Source organism: Kitasatospora sp. NPDC101447, assembly GCF_044767225.1.
GTDB lineage: Bacteria > Actinomycetota > Actinomycetes > Streptomycetales > Streptomycetaceae > Kitasatospora.
Window position 1 is genome coordinate 1 of the sequence record NZ_JBIWNL010000063.1, and the last position, 17717, is coordinate 17717.

Below are 17717 nucleotides of genomic sequence, written 5' to 3' on the forward strand. Positions count from 1 at the left end.
ATGTCGCAATCCACACCGAGCCAGAAGGCCCTCACTCATTTCAAGATCACCGCGCCGTGAACCCCGTCACCAACCTCCGTGGTCAGTACACCTAGTTCGCTGCGGCCTCGCATGCGGTAGGACTCGCCCTTGAGGGAGTGGACCTCGGCGTGGTGGACGAGGCGGTCGATCATGGCGGCGGCGACGGTCTCGTCGCCGAAGGTCTCGCCCCAGCGTCCGAAGGGCTTGTTCGAGGTGACGATCACGCTGGCGCTTTCGTATCTGTTCGAGACGAGCTGGAAGAACAGGTTCGCCGCCTCCGGCTCGAACGGGATGTAGCCGACTTCGTCGATCTATGCCGATATCCGCATAGATCGACCTATGCTGAGACCGCGACTATGCCGAGGACTGCCGCGCCGCGCCCTCGTTCGTGTGAATCCGGGCCTTCGGGTCTCTGCATAGTGCCGGGGGTGGGCAGCACCTGACCGCGAGGCAGAGCGCCTTGCGGGAAGGGGGTTGCGATGGCGGGGACGCGCAGGAAGGCCGGTGTTCTCGCGCCGCAGGTCGAGGGCTACAGGTCCTGGTTGACGGCGCGGGGATACACCGAGCTGACGGTCCGGAACATGCTCAAGGACCTGGGCCAGGTCGGGATGTGGTTGTCCCGGCTGGGGCTTGGGATCGCCGATCTCGGCGAGGAGACCGTGGAGCGGTTCCTGTCCGATCAGCGGCGGGCAGGCCGCCGCCGGCTCCCGGGACCGCGGGGGATGCGGCCCCTGCTCGCGTACCTGCGCGAGGCCGGGCCCGTCCCGCCGCCCAAGGCCGAAGTGTCACCGCTGGATGATGTCTTGGAGGAGTTTCGCGACTGGATAACCGGTGAGCGCGGGCTGTCACCGACCACAATGCTGCGTTACGCGAATACCGCTCGCCGCTTCCTGGCCGAGCAGGCGATGCTGGGCGGGGTGTTCTCCCCGGCCGGGTTGAGCGGTGCGGACCTGAATATGTCCCTGCTCCAGGCCGGTGTCGACACCACGGTGATCGCGCTCTGGCTCGGACACGCCGGCGTCCGCTCCACCGACGCCTACGTTCACGCCGACATGACCATCAAGGAGAAGGCGCTCTCCCTGACTGCACCGGTCACCGCCCGCCCCGGCCGCTACCAGCCCACCGACAAGGTCCTCGCGTTCCTCGACCGCCTGTGAGTCGTGAGCGGAGCCGGGGGTGACAGTCCGCTTCGATAGCCTGCGGCGGTGGCTGATGATTCGTTGAAGTTCCTGATCGATGCCGATCACGGGCAGTTCTATGTCCAAGACCTTGAGCCCTATGACGCGTGGATGGCTGAGCACGCGACGGACCCGGACCTGCCGCCGGCTGGCTGGACCGACGAAGCGGTACACGTTCACCGCATCGGGGTGGAACCGCACTCGATCTCGGTCGGCACCGCACGGGATGACTTGGTCGAATCGCTGATCACCATCCACACGTCCGTGCCAGTGATCGAGTCGGCGGCTGAACACATCGTGGAGGTGGACCTGGCTGCCCCGACTGGCCGACTCGCCGTGTCCAGCCCAGGAGTCCACCCGGAGGACGGGCCGAGCATGACCGTTCCCGCTGGGCTGTTGCGAGCCCGGGTCTCCTACATCCCGTCTGACCCACCGGCTGTCGACACCAACGGCGGCCCCGGCGATCACTTCCTCTATCGGATCGACCTCTGGCCCGCCGACCAGCCATGCGGGCTCGTCGTCCTCAAGCAGGGCCCGAATCCCTGGGCAGGATAGATCCTCCCGCCGTCGACTATGCCGAGCAGACCAGCCGCCGCACAGCCCACGATCAGGCTTGCCGACAGCCTTCTCGGCATAGTCGCGGTCTCGGCATAGGTCGACCACGATCAGCGGGTAGCGGCCGAGCTTGTCCTGGAGCCGGCCGGTGTGGTGGGCGGCGGCGAGGCGGTCGACCCACTGGGAAGCGGTGGCGAACGCGACCCGGTGGCCGGCCTGGCAGGCCCTGACAGCGAGCCCGGTGGCCAGGTGGGTCTTGCCGGTGCCGGGTGTTATCAACGGGGCCTGAACCCGTCTCTTCTATGTCTGCGACGAGCGTGACCGGATCCTCATCGGCTCGTTGTTGAAGTGCTATCAGCAGGAGTTCTTCAACGAGACGGAACGGAAGCAGTGGCGTTCAGTTTGGCGGTCCGGCCCCCGGGCGGGCAGCGGACCTGGACCGTGGTCGATGAGAAGTACCGGACGGTCGCGCCGGTCGAGGAGTGGCTGGAGGCCCACCGGCACCTGTGGTCGCCGAACACCGTCCGGGGCTATGCGACCTCGCTCTCGCAGTGGTGGACGTTCCTGGAACAGCGCGGTGAGACCGTGCAGTGGGCCGATCTCGGAGTCCCGGCCGTCGCCGGGTTTCTGTCCTGGATGCGCAACGGTCGCACTGTTGAGCACGCCCTCGTCGAGCCCGAGGAAGCCCCGGCGCCGGAGACGCTGGAGGCCAGGCTGGCTGCGTTGATCTCGTTCTACCGCTGGCAGGAGGCGGTCTACTCGGTGCCGGTCGCGGGCCGGCTGATGCGCGAAACACCGCGACGGGCCCCGGCCCGCGGGCTGCTCGCGCACCTGGACGCCCGCAGCACGCCGGGCCCCTCCTCACTGGTGAGAGTGCGTCGCCACCGGCACCGCGGGCGGCCACCGTTGCTGCTACCGGCCGAGATCCAGGCGATCCTGGACGGCTGCGCGACGCTGGACGCCTCGGCTGGCGAGTGGACCGGGAACCTGCGCGACCGGCTGCTGTTCGCCCTGCTCGCGGAGAGCGGGATGCGCCTGGGCGAAGCCCTCGGCCTGCGGATCAACGACTTCGTCATGGGCCGCGGCGGCACCCCCTATGTCGAGATCGTCCCGCGCGAGGACAACCCGAACGGGGCGAGGGTGAAGATGATGCGCCCCCGCCGGGTCTATGTCGGCACCGACCTGGAGAAGCTGTTCGCCGACTACCTCACCCATCTCGCCTGCTGGGCCGCCGAGTTGGGAATCGAGATCAGCACGCATTCGCCGCTGCTGGTGAACCTGACCCGGCCTCCGCTGCTGGCCGCCCTGCGGGAGGGGACGGTGCGGGACAAGACCGCCGCCCTGCGCAAGAAGGGCATCGGCCCGGCCACATGGACGCCGCACTGGTTCCGCCACAGCCACGCGACTGCGCTGCTGCTGGCCGGAACCCCGGAGTGGGTGGTCTCCTGCCGACTCGGGCACGCACACGTCCAGACCACGCTCGACCTCTATGGCTGGGTCCGCGAGGACGAGGCCCTGCGGGCCGCGGCGAACTGGAAGTCGTACATCTCGTCCTGGCAGGTGACCGATGGCCGGTGAACATCACCTCCTGCACACCGCCGGCGGCGAGGACCCGATCTGGCGGCTGTGGTCGCAGTTGCCCGAGCCCTGGAGGGGGCCCGTCATCGGCGACGGCATCGACGACTGGGAGAAGATCACCGAGAACGGCGACGCCCGGATCAACCTGCGGGGCCTGCCCGCCCCGATCCCCGCCGAACTGGCATGGATGTCATACTGGCAGGCCCTCGACGGCACCCGCTCCTCGGTGCTGGGCACCAACCAGCTCGCGAACATCCTGCGCCGGGCGATCCGGGAGAATTATCCCTTCCCGCCGTCGATCCGCGCCATGGACTGGGAGACGGCCGCCGGCCTGCAGCGGTGGTTCTATGCCACCCGCTGGGGTCGGCTGGCCCCGCGCGAGGCCGCCGCCCGCCTGCGGGTCATCTTCCGCTTCAGTCGCCTCGCCCTGCTCGCCCGTTGCTCGGACGGGTCCTGGTGGACGCTGGACGAGTGGCACCCCCGGTGCGACCCACGCATCCCGTTGACGGAGCACGAACCGCAGGCCCACTACGGCTGTTCACCCTCCAAGATCAGTCACCCATGGCTGCGGGAGGCGGCGAACTGGTGGCTCGGCACCCAGTTGGAGGCCGGTGTCCTGCGCTGGTCGACGGTGGGCGAGAAGATGCGCTCCCTTGTCCGCTTCGACCGGTGGCTGTCGACGTTCGCCGAGCCGACCGACGTCCTTGGCGATCCCGCCCACGCGATCCAGCTGGCCGCCGCGTTCCGCCGCTGGTCCGCCGATCCCGCCAACCGGCTCCTTCGCCGATCCGAGCAGCGGTTCACCCACAAGCCCGTCCATCCCCGGCAGGTCAACGATGACCTGCGGGCCGTCGCCGAACTGTTCGCGTTCGTCGCCGCCAACCCGAACGAGACCCGCCAGGTCCTCGGTCCCCATCCGTGGTCGCGCGTCACGGACACCCACGCGGCCGGCTGGCTCCGCCAGCTCTCCCGCGTTCCGCGCCAGCGGGACCTCAACGACGAGCACTACGTCGACGACCACGCGCTCGCCCAGATCCCCGCCGCCCTGCCCCTGCTCGGCCTGCCCCGCAGTGAGCACATGGCCGTCACCCGCGGCGATGGGCAGCAGGTCACCGCCCGCGGCTTCGACGACCCGCAGGCCATGCGCATGATCCTGCTGCAGATCCTCACCGGAAGACGGGCCAGCGAGATCCGCACCTGCCGTCTCGACTGCCTCTCCCCAGTCCCCGACAGGGCGGTCGACGCCGCCGAGGGCGAACAGATCGCCCGTTTCCATTACGCACAAAGCAAGATCGACATTGCGCCGGACAACATCCTCGTCGACCGCGAGGTCGTCGCGGTCATCGAGGAACAGCGGCAGTGGATCCGCGACCGCTTCCCCGGAATCACTCCGCGTCACCTGTTCCTGCAGCGGACCGGCAACCCGCCAGGGCGACAAGCCCTACCCCTCGGGCACCTACAGCTGGATGCTCCGCGAGTTCAGCAAGATCGTGAAGATCATCGACAGCAAGGACCGGCCCGTCGGCCTGAGTAATACCCACCGCTTCCGCCACACCAAGCTGACCCGGCTTGCCGAACTCGGCCTGCCCGTCCACGTGTTGATGCGCTATGCCGGGCATGCCACTCCGACGATGGCGATGCACTACATCGCCGCCCGGGAGGAACACGCCGAGCAGGCGTTCCTGGCCACTGCCAAGCTCAGGGCGGACGGAACCCATGTGGTCTTCTCCCGTGACGACCACGACAGCCTGCACCTCTTCGAGCGCGCCGACCGGTTCCTGCCCCACGGCTGGTGCATGCTGCCGCCCCTGCAGACCTGCGACAAGGGAAACGCCTGCCTGACCTGCTCGGTCTTCGTCACCGACGCCACCCACCTGCCCGCCCTGGAGCGGCAGTTGGCCGAGACCGCAGCCCTGATCGACCGCGCCGACACCGCGTTCCAGGAACGTGACGGCCGCCCGATGCCCGAGGACAACGTCTGGCTCCTCCAGCGGCGGGCCGAGCACGCGGCCCTCACGCGGCTGCTGGACACGATCCGCGCCAAGCCCGGCCGCGCGGTCCAGGGCGCCGGCTGCGGCACCGCCCCCGCCGGACCCGTCCCGATCAGCCTTGATCTCGACCGGCACCGAAGGACCCGTCCGTGACCGACGCCCGCACCAAGCGCACCCAGACCCTTGCCGCCGCCGCGAAGGCGAAGTCGCAGGCCAAGACCCAGGCCGCCGAACAGGCCATCCGGCGGCTGATCAAACGCGGCGAGGCGATCACCTTCCAGGCCGTCCAACGCGAGGCCGGCGTCTCCCACGCCTTCCTCTACAACCACCCCGACCTGCGCGGACGCATCGAACGCCTGCGAGCCCAGGCCCGGCCCATCCCCGCGCCAGCCACCCCCGCCCCCCGCGCGGCGGAGAGCACCCTCGTCCTCGCCCTGACCAGCCAGATCACCCACCTGAAGAAGCAGCACCGCCAGGAAGTCCAAGCCCTGCGGGACGCGCTGGAACAAGCCCACGGCGAGAACCTCGACCTCCGACGCGAGCTCGCCCGGCGAGGCACCCCACCACGATCCACGGTCATCAGCCCTGAGACAGTGGACCTTGAGTGAATGCCAGGGAATTCTGAGGAGCCGGAGGCCAGTTCAGCGGCAGAGCTCCATGATGGTGTCGTCGAAGTCGGGGAACTCCCGGGTGACCAACTCAATCACGGCGGCGGCTGAGCGACGCTGGCCCGGTGCGAACCGTTCCGCGACGACTGCCAGCTCCTGGCTAGGGCGGGGGACCCGGTCGCGCGAGTACGGGGTGGCTGCTTCCCAGGGGCCGAGGCCGTCGGCCAGCAGCCACAGGAAGTCACCCAAGTTGCGCGCGACCACGCCGGTCTCGCCCTCGGATCCTAGGAAGACGACGGGCTGGTCGATCAGCTCTTGGTTCGGACGGATCAGCCAGAATGCCGCATACCCGCCGGAGCCGTCCTGGCCGAAGACGCGAAAGTCGTCGCCGCTCAGTTCCCCGTTGCCGGTCCAGGCGCGGAACCAGTCGGTGGTCTCCTCGGCAGATAGGAATGCGGCGAAGGGCTCGAAGTCGACCCCCTCGCCGCCGTCGTATTCGAACGGAACCGCCATTGCAGCAGCGAGCGCGGCAGGGAACTGTCGATCATCCGTGGTCATCACACGCACACGCTAGCGACCCGGTCAGACTTCGGTGGCAGCGCATCATCGACCCCTGCTGACCACGTCACATCTATAGAAGGAACAGTCTGAACAGGGAAGACGTACTCAGATCAAGATCAAACCGGCGATAACGGGCGACCCGAGGAAGACGACGTTCTCGCGTGCGGGGATGACGCCCTGGTTGCGCTCACCGTGGCCATGTGGAACGGCTGACCCCCGCGGACGCGGAGCGGCACCCCGCTCCCCGAACCTCTGCGGCTGACCCCCGCGCGCGGGGAGGAGTCGATCGCGACGTCGTACGTCGAGCGCATGGGCGGCTGACCCCCGCTGGCGCGGGGACGAGGGTCCTTGAGGTCGTTGCAGTAGCGCTCGACGAGGCGACCGCCTGCTCCTACTCCGCCCTCGCTCTCGCCCTCGCCGCTTGACCATCCAGCTCACGGGTGGGGTCGTTCCTCCTGTCGCGCACGAGTTGAGGCAGCCTCGGCACAGTCACAGTGATGTACCCGGATCGTCGTTACCTGGTCCAGGGCATCTCCGTCGAGCCGGTGGGCCGGTACCAGGAGATGCCCCACTCCGCGCCCCAGTCCTTGCCGGTCCAGTCGTAGGCGGGTGTCCAGAGTGGTCGGACCGGTTGAGGTCCCCACTCTTCCGGGTCCGGGCGCACCAGCAACTCATCCTCATGGGCGTAGGCGCCGGTGAGTACGGTCGCCACGAACTCAGCGAAGCCGCCGTTGAAACGGGCGAGTTCACCGTCGTCGATGCCGTCGAAGTCGCAGAACACGGCCACCGGCCACTGCTCCGGGTCCGGGCCGGTGGTCAGCCAGCAGCAGTAGTTGTGGTTGCTGTTCATGCCCCAGGGCAGCAGCCCGCCCGGGTCCGGAAAGACAGGGGTGTGTTCCTGGTCCCAGAACTCGTCCTCACCCTCAACCTGCTCCCGGAACTCGGTGTCGGTCTCAAAGCGCCACCCAGCCAGGCCGCCCGGAGAGTCGGCTATGCGGGAATGCTTCGTCGGTGATCGCACGCCCCACTCGCCGTTCAGGTTCACCGCGCCGTACAAGTCGACGAACGCCCGGTAGTCCGACGGCAGCTGGACCCCGAGTTCGGCCGGTGCCAGCTCCCACGGCACTCGCGCCGGGATGTAGACCGGCTCGCCCATGATCGCCCGGAGCCGGTCCCACGCCTCGGTCATCGCCCAGCCCCTCTCCGGCCGTCAGCCCGTCAGAGGCTGCACTCTAGGCCACGGGCTCCGACAAGCCACTGACCTGACCGGAAGAACGCCGGCTGGCGAGCCCCGCTCGATCCGAGGAGCTATGGGCATCGGCCAGGTCGAGCAGCTTCGCCGGCTGACCCCCGCGCGTGCGGGGGGGATGTCTACATCGCCGTCATCGTCAGCCTGCTCACCGGCTGCCCCCCCAGTGCGGCGAGGAGCCGATGTACAGGTTGTCGCCCAGGCCGCCGGTCGGCTGACCCCCGCTCGCGCCGGGAGGAGCCGGCAACCGCGATCGCGGCCTGGATGACCTGCGGCTGACCCCCGCTCGCGCGGGGAGGAGATCTGCCGTTCCCGTAGCAGCCGTTCGAGTTCCGGCTGACCCCCGCGCCTGCGGGGAAGAGCGGACGTGCCTTCGCCATGGCTCCTACCTCGGCGGGTGACCCCCGTGCGAGCGGGGAGGAGATGAACCCGACGCAGGCGATCGCCATCACGTCCGGCTGACCCCCGCGCGTGCGGGGAGGACGTGGCGACGTCCGGTCTCATGGGGTGGGTGAACGGCTGACCCCCGCAGGCACGGGGAGGACTGCTGCAGCGAGTTCCGGTGCCCGGCCGTTACCGGCCGACTCCTGCGGGCGCGGGAAGAACGCCGCCCTGCCCCGTGGTCGAGTACCGAAGGTCGGCTGACCCCCGCGCGTGCGGGGAGGCGGACGCAGCGGCCGGCGGGGGCGCGCGTCTTGGCGGCTGACCCCCGCGCCTGCGGGGAGGAGAAGGCCGAGCGCCTCCACGCGGTGCGCGCCGAGGGCTGACCCCGCGCCTGCGGGGAGGACTCCTGCTCGCGGCGATTGAAGGCATGCTCGCCCGGCTGACCCCCGCGCCTGCGGGGAGGAGTCCACCCGAGCGTCGCTTCCGTCTGTGCTGACCGGCTGACCCCCGCGCCTGCGGGGAGGAGGGCGGCCTGCTGCTCCTGGACCTGCTGGACGGCGGCTGACCCCCGCACCTGTGGGGAGGAGCACACGTGATCGAAAACGCGCAGGTCACGGCTGACCCCCGCGCCTGTGGGGAGGAGTTGTCACCGGGCCGGTAGTGCCCCTCGGCGATCGGCTGACCCCCGCGCCTGTGGGGAGGAGGTTGGCGACGCTGGCGACCCAGGCAACCCGGGTCGGCTGACCCCCGCGCCTGTGGGGAGGAGGGGAAGCGGGCTAGCGGCGCGCTCCGGTACGACGGCTGACCCCCGCGCCTGTGGGGAGGAGGCTTTCTGACCTGCGGCGCAGCAGCGGCTTTGCCGTTTCTTGACTGGTCTGGGTGTGCTGTTGTGGTGTCAAGGTGCGGGTTTCATCGTGTCATGGTGCATGGCCGTCCTCGGCGGGTGACAACAACCCCCGCGGACGCGGGGAGGACGACAACGGACTGGCCAGAGCGATCCAGGCTGCCGGCTGACCCCCGCGGGCGCGGGGAGGACTCCGGTCAGGGTGCCAGCCGCCGGTCCGGCGGACAGGACAGGACAGTGAAGGGGCCTCTGGCCAGGCTCTTATGAGGTCACGCAAGCCGGGCCAGCGGATGCTCACAAGCGGTTCCCGGACGAGGCCGACAGATCCCGTTGAGGACCCGAGGTCAGTCAGGCGTCGGGTCAGACCTGACCGGGAACCGCTCATGAACATCCTCACTGTCAGCCGGCGATGGACGTTTTCCCGGTCCGGGTGGGCTCGTTCTAGCTGACGTCCGGCGTCGCCCCGCTTCGGGAGATCCGCTGGCGCCCGGAGGAGGGTGCCGGGTTCGAGCACCTCCCATCGCCGCTTACTACTTCGTGCCCTACGACCAGGACACACGGCGGGTGAATACCCCCGCAGGCGGGATGTTCAACCGACGCAATGCGGCCGGTCGATCCGACGGTTTGTCGGGTTGACCGGCCGCATTGCTGTCCGGGCATGCCTCGAGACCGTCCCTCGACTGTGTCGGGTCGGTGGCGTTGTGGCCAGTCGGATGTGGCTCTCAGGGTGGGGCAGGATGGACGCCCGGTGCTCTGGCGGTGACGGAGCTGGGCGGTCGGTCCTGTGGCCGAGGTGCGCCGTCCGGTCGCCGACGGGTTCCCGGCAGGAAGCAGCCGGATCCGGGCGGCGAAGGCCCGGCCGGATCCAGGGGAGCGAAAAGGTTGGTATGTGGGGTCGACGGACCCGGGTAACGTTCTTGTCGTGTTCTTCCAGACACCGATTTACGAGTAAGAGCGTGACGGGCTCCTGTCGACGTCCTTCGACGTCGCCGACCATCCCCGAGCGATGAATCCGTAGATCACTTCACACCATTGACCGGAGACCCTGACCGTGAGCAAGAACATCAACAACCCCGTGGGCATGGGTGGCGGCCAGCGCAAGAGGCTGTCTCGCGCCGAACGGCAGAACAACGGTCCGCACCGCAACCTCGACCGCCAGGGTGCGGCCGACCAGAAGGCGGAGCTGGTGCGAAGGATGCGCGACAAGACAGGCACCGCCGAAGGCGCCGCGCAGACGGGCGACGACACCGCACAGAGCTGACGCACCGCCGCCGCAGGGGGCACGGGGCAGGGCCCGGACCACGACGCGCGGTCGGGGTCTACTGCCAGTGAAGTCAGGTTCCCGTGGCCGACGAGCCAGGCGACGGCATGTTCGACCTGGGCACCAGCTCCGCGGTCGGGCCCTCCACGCACAACCGGCGCAGGCCCGAGCGCATCTTCTCGATCCCGGCCTCCGGGGCTGCGAGCAGCCGCAGCTCTTCAATGCGGATCGACGGCTACGAGCAGCCGGCTGACCCCCGCGGGCGCGGGGAGGACATCGCGGGCATCGGCATGGTCACCACGTTGATCGGCTGACCCCCGCGCCTGCGGGGAGGACCGCGCGCTGGTTTCCCGGCGCCTCTCCTCGCGCGGCTGACCCCCGCGGGCGCGGGGAGGACCGCCACCCCGCCCCGACCCCGACACATCCGAGCGGCTGACCCCGCGGGCGTGGGGAGGACGTCTCCGGCACCGCCATGCGCAGCGGGCCCCCGGCTGACCCCCGCAAGTGCGGGGAGAGCTCCCGGCGCCAGGCGCCGAGCCCCGCCCAGGGACCAGCATCAGACCTGATGGTGGGGGCTTGCTCCTCTCTTGTGGATCTTGTCGCCCGGCCAGCAGGATCCGAACAAGAGGGCCTAGGAGTCGGTCCGGCGGACGGGGTGGCCGGAGGGGTCCGTGGTGAGCCAGGTTCCGTCGCCGAGGGGCGTGAAGTCGTACGGGCCCTCCGAGCGGGCGTCGAAGGGGGCCAGGACCCGGCCGGAGTGCGCGTTGACGCGGTAGCGGCGGAACCACTCCTCCTCGTCCTCGGTCTCGCCGGTGAGCGTGACGACCAGGGTGTCGGGGGTCAGGTAGCCGCCGTCCCACTCCACGTACACCTCCTCCGAGTCGTGGCCGAAGGCGTCGACGGTGAGGGTGAACTCGACGTCGCCGTCCGGGTAGCCGTGGACGGCGACATCGTCCTGCTCGTGGTCGACAGTCATGAAGTGGCGGCCGTCGGGCGACAGGTCGATGAGGCAGCGGTCGGTCCAGGGGTAGCCGAAGAGTTCCATCCGGCCGTCGGCCACCGACGCGCGGTGGATCACCGTGCCGTCCTGCCCCTCGCCCACGTCGAGGAGCACCTGCCCGTCCGACGGGTGCAGGAGGTGCACACCGCCGTGCCCGACGGTCTGCAGGTCCGCCCGGGCGACGGTCGCACCCGTCCCGGTGTCCACGGCTACCCACTGGTCCGGCCGGTTGCGGCCCGCCATGGCGTCCGGCCGGTAGACCCAGAGGAGTCGTCCGTCCGACGACAGCGCACATGCGGGCTGGTGCCCGAACCGTCCGTCGGACTGCGGTTCGAACTCCGACCGCCAGAGCTCGGCTCCCTCGGCCGTCACGCAGACGACCGCGTCGAGGGTCGCGTAGTAGGCCCGGTGAAGGTCGGCGGAGGCGGCGTGCGAGACGGCCTCGTCCTCGCCGTGCGGCCGGAAGGCTGCGGCGGGCGTCAGGACGCCCGTGGCGCCGGCACTCAGGTCGTAGGCGCAGACGGCACCGTCGACGAGGCGCGTGACGATCCGGCGGGGGTGTGCGGGGTGAACCATGCCGAGGAGAGTAGCCCGGTGCCGGGGCCCGGGAGCAGGGGCCCGGCACCGTTTTCCGGTGCCGGGCTGCCCGCCGCGGCCCGCGCGAACCCGAGCCGGTCGCGGAGGTGTTCCTCGCCCTGGTCGCCGCGTACGGCTGGAGCCTGGGCACCGCCGACGGGGGCTGCGCGACCGCTGGCCCACGATCGTCGGCCCCGACGCCGCCGCCCACTGACACCCCGCCAGCTACAACCCGACCACCCGCCGCGTGCGCGTGCTCGCCGACTCCCCGACCTGGGCCGCCCAGCTGCGTCTCCACCTGCGCAGCATCCTCACCGACCTCAACCAGCTGCTGCCCGGCACACCCGCACCGTGACGGCCATCGACGTCCGCGTCCGCCCCGCCCGGTGGCGCAGCATGACCAGGGACCCCGACGACCGGCCCACCCGGCCCGATGTCTGGCCTGCTCCGCCGCCGCACCAACGACTGCTCGCCGACCACCAGGTCGGCTGACCCCCGCGGGTGCGGGGAGGACGATCGCGGCAGCTAAGCGCGCCTGGGGGCGTCGGCTGACCCCGCGCCTGCGGGGAGGAGGTGGGGGGGAAGCGATCACCTGGAGTTGTCACCGGCTGACCCGCGCGCCTGCGGGGAGGGCGTGAGGCCTTCTGGTAGGCGGTGTAGGGCACCGGCTGACCCCCGCGCGTGCGGGGAGGAGTGGAACGACCTGGCCAGCTCGATCCAGCGAGTTCGGCTGACCCCCGCTCGCGCGGGGAGGAGAACGGCGATGTGCCCGACGGCGACCTCGATGACGGCTGACCCCCGCTCGCGCGGGGAGGAGGTCTGCACGCCGGTCAGGGTGCCCGTCGCCACCGGCTGACCCCCCGCGCCTGCGGGGAGGAGGATCCTCGATGTATCCAGCCACTGGGCACCCCCGGCTGACCCCCGCGCCTGCGGGGAGGAGACGGCCTCAAACTGGCCGTCGAGGGGGACGGTCGGCTGACCCCCGCGCCTGCGGGGAGGAGGCGACCTTGTCGGCCTCCTCGATCGCCCGCCGCGGCTGACCCCCGCGCCTGCGGGGAGGAGACCAGCGCGCACGTCAGCGGTCCCTTGCCCCACGGCTGACCCCCGCGCCTGCGGGGAGGAGGGGGATGTGGCTTGGGAGGTTCCTCCCACGTTCGGCTGACCCCCGCGCCTGCGGGGAGGAGCGCCCGAACGCGTCGGTGATGATCTGGCCCTGCGGCTGACCCCCGCGCCTGCGGGGAGGAGTCCGCCACGATCGCCGCGCAGAGCATGAACACCGGCTGACCCCCGCGCCTGCGGGGAGGAGCCGAACGGTGTCGTCGACCGCGAACACCTCGCCGGCTGACCCCCGCGCATGCGGGGAGGAGACCCGCATCATCCCGGTGGCGTCCGCTGAGGCCGGCTGGCCCCCGCGGACGCGGGGAGGAGCCGACCATCACCCACACGCCGGGCCGGTCGGCCGGCTGACCCCCGCGGACGCGGGGAGGAGGCGGCGGCCAGGTGCTGGACGGACAGGCGCAGCGGCTGACCCCCGCGGACGCGGGGAGGAGCAGCTGTCGGACTACCTGGGCAACGCCGGCGCCGGCTGACCCCCGCGGACGCGGGGAGGAGACCGACGACTCCCGAATCGAGCTGTGGCGGGCCGGCTGACCCCCGCGGACGCGGGGAGGAGAACGGAGACGACGAGCCCTTCGCCCGCTTCCACGGCTGACCCCCGCGGACGCGGGGAGGAGGATCGACGAATTCTCGTCGTTTATGAAAGCGGCGGCTGACCCCCGCGGACGCGGGGAGGAGGGGGTGTTCGCGCCGCCCGGGGCCTGGCCCGACGGCTGACCCCCGCGGACGCGGGGAGGAGGCTTTCTGACCTGCGGCGCAGCGGCGGCTTTGCCATGTCTTGACTGGTCTGCGCGACTGGTGTGCTGTTGTGGTGTCAAGGTGCGGGTTTCATCGTGCCACGGCCTCTGGTCGGCGTTCGGCACGTTCGTGGCTGGCCCGGTGCCAGTGCAGAGGACCGACGGCGACAGCCCAAGGCGGGCACGGGGAGGACGCGACGGACAGCTCAGCCGCTGGCTGACCCCCGCTCGCGCGGGGAGGAGCTCCTGGAACCAGTGGCCGCTGGCGAGGATGGCGGCTGACCCCCGCGCGTGCGGGGAAGAGCTGACCTCACGTGTGTGGACCGGCGGCATGGGCGGCTGACCCCCGCGCGTGCGGGAAGGAGTCGGCGCGAGTGCGCTCCTCGATGCCGGTGAGCGGCTGACCCCCGCGCGTGCGGGGAGGAGGAGCTGCACCATGTGGATCAAGTGCGGGGCGGTCGGCTGACCCCCGCGCGTGCGGGGAGGAGTTGTCGGGCAGCAGGGTCAGCTTTTCCTTGGGCGGCTGACCCCCGCTCGCACGGGGAGGAGACCGCCCGCGGCCGCGCGAGCCTCACCAACAACGGCTGACCCCCGCTCGCACGGGGAGGAGTGACCTGCGCGAACAGCCTCGAACCCCCACCCCGGCTGACCCCCGCTCGCACGGGGAGGAGGCGACCACGCCCGTCCCGGCCGTGTATACGACCGGCTGACCCCCGCTCGCACGGGGAGGAGCTGTACGGCCCCGCCCCGGGCGGGGAGTGCCCCGGCTGACCCCCGCTCGCACGGGGAGGAGAAGGACGCGGAGGTGTTCCTGGACTACCTCAACGGCTGACCCCCGCTCGCACGGGGAGGAGGGCTCAGGGGCGGGAGGCCTGTCACTTCCCTGCGGCTGACCCCCGCTCGCACGGGGAGGAGCGGTACTGGGGGCCGGGGCCCTTGCTCCGGTACGGCTGACCCCCGCTCGCACGGGGAGGAGTAAGTCGGGGTAAGCCCCAGCGCGGACAGGAGCGGCTGACCCCCGCTCGCACGGGGAGGAGCCGGTGAGGGTGACGGCGCCGTAGACGAGGTTCGGCTGACCCCCGCTCGCACGGGGAGGAGGGGGCCGGGTCCGAAGACGATCATGCTCCGTACGGCTGACCCCCGCTCGCACGGGGAGGAGGGCGGCGCGTACCGGGTCGGCCCCGGCCCCGACGGCTGACCCTCGCTCGCACGGGGAGGAGGGCGGCGCGTACCGGGTCGGCCCCGGCCCCGACGGCTGACCCTCGCTCGCACGGGGAGGAGCCCCGAACGGGGTACGCTCCCCCGCGCCCGGTCGGCTGACCCTCGCTCGCACGGGGAGGAGGCTTTCTGACCTGCGACGCAGCAGCTGCTTTGCCATTTCTTGACTGGTCGGTGCGGTGCGGCTTGATGTGCTGTTGTGGTGTCAAGGTGCGGTCTTTGCGTAGCGGCTGGCCTCGCGCGGTCAGAACGCGGCGGTGTTCAGAGTCAGACCGAACGGCTCCGGCAGTTGCAGCGGGGTTCCGAACGGGTGGGGGCCGTCGATGCTGGCGTAGCCGAGGTCGTGAGGCTCGGAGAAGAGGGTGCAGGTGCGGTTCTGCCGGTCGGCGAGCAGGTAGAGCGGGGCACCGTACTGGGCGTAGCGCTTGCGCTTGGTGACGCGGTCGGTGTCGCCGTTGGACTCGGAGGTCACCTCGACAACCAGGAGGGTCTGGTCAGGAGTGAGGGCGCCCGCGCCCTTGGCCAGGTCTTCAGGGATGACCGCAAGGTCAGGCATGTACCAGTTGGGGGAGCCGGGCAGATCGAGGTTCCCGGACCCGCTGATACAACCGAGCTCATCGACGCGGCGATCGAGCTGGCGGCGGATCTTCGCCGCCACGTTCTCGTGGTCCCACGTGGGTGACACCAGAACGATCCGCCCCTCGATAACCTGGGCCCACCGGTGATCGATGAGCTGCACGGCGTATTTCAACGCGGCCTCGTGATTCACGTCCGCGTACGCGATCGGCTGCGCGCTCAACGGTTCGCCTCCTCCGGCCTGGCTGTGGTGTGTCCGACCGGACACCCACGGCTCCCACCGTAGCCGTTCGGCGGTCTGGCGGGGAACGACCCCCGCGCGTGCGGGGGAGCGATTGATAGGACCAGAGCTACTGGAGCGACCATCGGCCGGAACGGCTCGATCCTCGCCCCCAGAACCTCGGCCGGGTCGGCTGACCGTCGCGGACGCGGGGAGGACAGGTAAGCGAGGGCCGTGATGATGGTCTATCCCGGCTGACCCCCGCGCGTGAGGGGAGGAGTTCGCCCACTCGATGGTGGCGTACCGCTGCTACGGCTGACCCCCGCGCGTGCGGGGAGGAGTTGTCCTGGCCGCCGGCCGTCTCGATGGTGTCCGGCTGACCCTCGCGCGTGCGGGGAGGACACGGACGTGATGCCGGAGACGTTCAGGACGCCCGGCTGACCCCCGCGGACGCGGGGAGGACGGCTCGTCTGGCAGGACGTGTTCCAGGCACAGCGGCTGACCCCCGCAGGCGCGGGGAGGACTTCCCCGGGTTCTCGTGATCGACGAATTCTCGTGGCTGACCCCCGCGGGCGCGGGGAGGACTTGCTGCAGCGGCGAGCACCGGGGGTGCCGGCCGGCTGACCCCCGCGGGCGCGGGGAGGACGGGGAGGCAACACCACAGCCTGCTGTGCACGTCGGCTGACCCCCGCGGGCGCGGGGAGGACGACCACTTGAGGACGGTGGTCCCGGGAACGATCGGCTGACCCCCGCGGGCGCGGGGAGGACTTGAGGTGGATCACCTTGCCGCGGCCTTCCAGCGGCTGACCCCCGCGGGCGCGGGGAGGCCGACTCGGTGGTCTCGGTGACCCGCATGCACCACGGCTGACCCCCGCGGGCGCGGGGAGGACTTCGTAGGACCCACAGGTAGCGGGAAAACAACCGGCTGACCCCCGCGGGCGCGGGGAGGACGATTCTGGTCCGGGCCTCTTCGTGCTGGGTTCCGGCTGACCCCTGCGGGCGCGGGGAGGGCCTCCCGGGGTGTCAGGGCCCGCTCTGCGGCCTCGGCTGACCCCCGCGGGCGCGGGGAGGACAACGTCCCGGTGCTGAGGTGGCACGAATCGGCCGGCTGACCCCCGCGGGCGCGGGGAAGACGGGGTGTGAGGTGGTTGCGGGCGGCCCTGCCCGGCTGACCCCCGCGGGCGCGGGGAGGACTCCTCACACAGGCCCGTGCCGCCCTCCCCCGGCGGCTGACCCCCGCGGGCGCGGGGAGGACCAGGCGGTCCGCCTGGCGCCCATTGTGCAGCGCGGCTGACCCCCGCGGGCGCGGGGAGGACCAGGCCTCGTTCGCGGAGTCCGCCTAAACCAACGGCTGACCCCCGCGGGCGCGGGGAGGACATGCGCCACCCAGAGCCGGGTTCGCTGGGTTCCGGCTGACCCCCGCGGGCGCGGGGAGGACTGTGATGGGCAGTCGCAGGATGATTTCCGCGTCGGCTGACCCCCGCGGGCGCGGGGAGGACGGCCGGCGCCCGATCCAGCCGAACGTGGAAGCCGGCTGACCCCCGCGGGCGCGGGGAGGACGCTGGGGTCAGGGTCGGCAGCTGGTCCGACGTCGGCTGACCCCCGCGGGCGCGGGGAGGACCCGATCGAGCTGAACGACAAGGGCGAGCCGTCCGGCTGACCCCCGCGGGCGCGGGGAGGACCATCCTTTCTTCTGCTGGGAGGGCGGGACGTACGGCTGACCCCCGCGGGCGCGGGGAGGACTACGCCGTGGTCGAAGAGTGGGACAAGGCCTACGGCTGACCCCCGCGGGCGCGGGGAGGACTCGAGGGCGCCCTGTCCAAGCCGGTCGGGCCGCGGCTGACCCCCGCGGGCGCGGGGAGGACAGCTCACCACGCTGGCGCAGAACTCGACCGTCCGGCTGACCCCCGCGGGCGCGGGGAGGACATGCACTGGATGCATACGCGCTGGTCAGCTGCCGGCCGACCCCCGCGGGCGCGGGGAGGACACTTCCTGACCTGCAACGCAGCAGGGGCTTTGCGATTTCTTGACTGTGCTTCGAGGT

14 protein-coding genes, 1 pseudogene and 1 CRISPR repeat array are annotated in these 17717 nt (G+C 71.0%); of the genes and pseudogenes, 9 read left to right on the top strand and 6 right to left on the bottom strand.

All coding sequences use genetic code 11. The features are described 5' to 3' along the window. Nucleotides 1-35: 35 nt before the first annotated feature. Nucleotides 36-332, bottom strand: a complete 297-nt coding sequence (locus tag ACIRST_RS41280) for an ATP-binding protein (protein ID WP_402809734.1) — start codon at nt 330-332, stop codon at nt 36-38. 270 nt (nt 333-602) lie between these two features. Here ACIRST_RS41280 and ACIRST_RS41285 point away from each other — a divergent pair, with 270 nt between their 5' ends. After that, nucleotides 603-1178, top strand: coding sequence for a hypothetical protein (locus tag ACIRST_RS41285; RefSeq protein WP_402809742.1), 576 nt, complete (start codon nt 603-605; stop codon nt 1176-1178). A 48-nt stretch (nt 1179-1226) separates the two neighbouring features. Then, nucleotides 1227-1754: a hypothetical protein gene (locus ACIRST_RS41290; RefSeq protein WP_402809744.1), complete on the top strand. Its 528-nt coding sequence runs from the start codon at nt 1227-1229 to the stop codon at nt 1752-1754. 129 nt (nt 1755-1883) lie between these two features. On the opposite strand, the pseudogene ACIRST_RS41295 reads toward ACIRST_RS41290, so the two are convergent. Next, a pseudogene (locus tag ACIRST_RS41295) lies at nt 1884-2033 on the bottom strand (ATP-binding protein); the annotation flags it as partial. A 162-nt stretch (nt 2034-2195) separates the two neighbouring features. Between ACIRST_RS41295 and ACIRST_RS41300 the strand changes: the two are divergent. Genes ACIRST_RS41300 through ACIRST_RS41315 form a run of 4 tightly spaced genes read left to right on the top strand, consistent with a single transcriptional unit; the run spans nt 2196 to nt 5931 of the window. Next, nucleotides 2196-3332, top strand: a complete 1137-nt coding sequence (locus ACIRST_RS41300) for a tyrosine-type recombinase/integrase (RefSeq protein WP_402809693.1) — start codon at nt 2196-2198, stop codon at nt 3330-3332. Then, a complete protein-coding gene (locus ACIRST_RS41305; protein ID WP_402809695.1) occupies nt 3322-4866 on the top strand; it encodes a hypothetical protein in 1545 nt (514 codons plus the stop codon). The genes ACIRST_RS41300 and ACIRST_RS41305 overlap by 11 nt, the downstream gene beginning before the upstream one ends. After that, nucleotides 4799-5476, top strand: coding sequence for a tyrosine-type recombinase/integrase (locus ACIRST_RS41310; protein ID WP_402809697.1), 678 nt, complete (start codon nt 4799-4801; stop codon nt 5474-5476). The genes ACIRST_RS41305 and ACIRST_RS41310 overlap by 68 nt, the downstream gene beginning before the upstream one ends. Beyond that, nucleotides 5473-5931 (top strand): DUF6262 family protein, encoded by a 459-nt coding sequence (locus ACIRST_RS41315; RefSeq protein WP_402809700.1) that lies wholly within the window; start codon nt 5473-5475, stop codon nt 5929-5931. The genes ACIRST_RS41310 and ACIRST_RS41315 overlap by 4 nt, the downstream gene beginning before the upstream one ends. Nucleotides 5932-5964: 33 nt before the next feature. Here the strand turns inward: ACIRST_RS41315 and ACIRST_RS41320 are convergent, their stop codons facing one another. Beyond that, on the bottom strand, nt 5965-6489 hold the full coding sequence (locus ACIRST_RS41320; protein WP_402809736.1) for an SMI1/KNR4 family protein: 525 nt from the start codon (nt 6487-6489) through the stop codon (nt 5965-5967). Nucleotides 6490-7006: 517 nt separating this feature from the next. After that, complete coding sequence (locus ACIRST_RS41325) at nt 7007-7681, bottom strand: SMI1/KNR4 family protein (protein ID WP_402809702.1); 675 nt, start codon at nt 7679-7681, stop codon at nt 7007-7009. 2333 nt (nt 7682-10014) lie between these two features. On the opposite strand from ACIRST_RS41325, the gene ACIRST_RS41330 reads away from it, so the two are divergent. Next, nucleotides 10015-10230, top strand: a complete 216-nt coding sequence (locus ACIRST_RS41330) for a DUF6243 family protein (RefSeq protein WP_402809738.1) — start codon at nt 10015-10017, stop codon at nt 10228-10230. Nucleotides 10231-10313: 83 nt separating this feature from the next. Continuing rightward, nucleotides 10314-10544 (top strand): hypothetical protein, encoded by a 231-nt coding sequence (locus tag ACIRST_RS41335; protein ID WP_402809705.1) that lies wholly within the window; start codon nt 10314-10316, stop codon nt 10542-10544. Nucleotides 10545-10861: 317 nt separating this feature from the next. On the opposite strand, the gene ACIRST_RS41340 is transcribed toward ACIRST_RS41335, so the two are convergent. After that, nucleotides 10862-11806, bottom strand: a complete 945-nt coding sequence (locus tag ACIRST_RS41340; RefSeq protein ID WP_402809708.1) for a hypothetical protein — start codon at nt 11804-11806, stop codon at nt 10862-10864. A gap of 351 nt (nt 11807-12157) precedes the next feature. Here ACIRST_RS41340 and ACIRST_RS41345 point away from each other — a divergent pair, with 351 nt between their 5' ends. Further along, on the top strand, nt 12158-12298 hold the full coding sequence (locus tag ACIRST_RS41345) for a hypothetical protein (protein ID WP_402809710.1): 141 nt from the start codon (nt 12158-12160) through the stop codon (nt 12296-12298). A gap of 2823 nt (nt 12299-15121) precedes the next feature. On the opposite strand, the gene ACIRST_RS41350 is transcribed toward ACIRST_RS41345, so the two are convergent. Continuing rightward, nucleotides 15122-15676 carry a Uma2 family endonuclease gene (locus ACIRST_RS41350; protein WP_402809712.1) on the bottom strand — a complete coding sequence of 185 codons (555 nt, stop codon included), beginning with the start codon at nt 15674-15676 and terminating at the stop codon, nt 15122-15124. 187 nt (nt 15677-15863) lie between these two features. After that, nucleotides 15864-17660: direct repeats of the CRISPR family, unit length 29 nt; unit sequence CGGCTGACCCCCGCGGGCGCGGGGAGGAC. Nucleotides 17661-17717 lie beyond the last annotated feature (57 nt).

Bases quoted from the DNA above. Each gene is read 5' to 3' on its own strand.
- ACIRST_RS41340 (WP_402809708.1), bottom strand. From the start codon at position 11,806: ATGGTTCACCCCGCACACCCCCGCCGGATCGTCACGCGCCTCGTCGAC.
- ACIRST_RS41320 (WP_402809736.1), bottom strand. From the start codon at position 6,489: ATGACCACGGATGATCGACAGTTCCCTGCCGCGCTCGCTGCTGCAATG.
- ACIRST_RS41305 (WP_402809695.1), top strand. From the start codon at position 3,322: ATGGCCGGTGAACATCACCTCCTGCACACCGCCGGCGGCGAGGACCCG.
- ACIRST_RS41310 (WP_402809697.1), top strand. From the start codon at position 4,799: ATGCTCCGCGAGTTCAGCAAGATCGTGAAGATCATCGACAGCAAGGAC.
- ACIRST_RS41285 (WP_402809742.1), top strand. From the start codon at position 603: ATGCTCAAGGACCTGGGCCAGGTCGGGATGTGGTTGTCCCGGCTGGGG.
- ACIRST_RS41325 (WP_402809702.1), bottom strand. From the start codon at position 7,681: ATGACCGAGGCGTGGGACCGGCTCCGGGCGATCATGGGCGAGCCGGTC.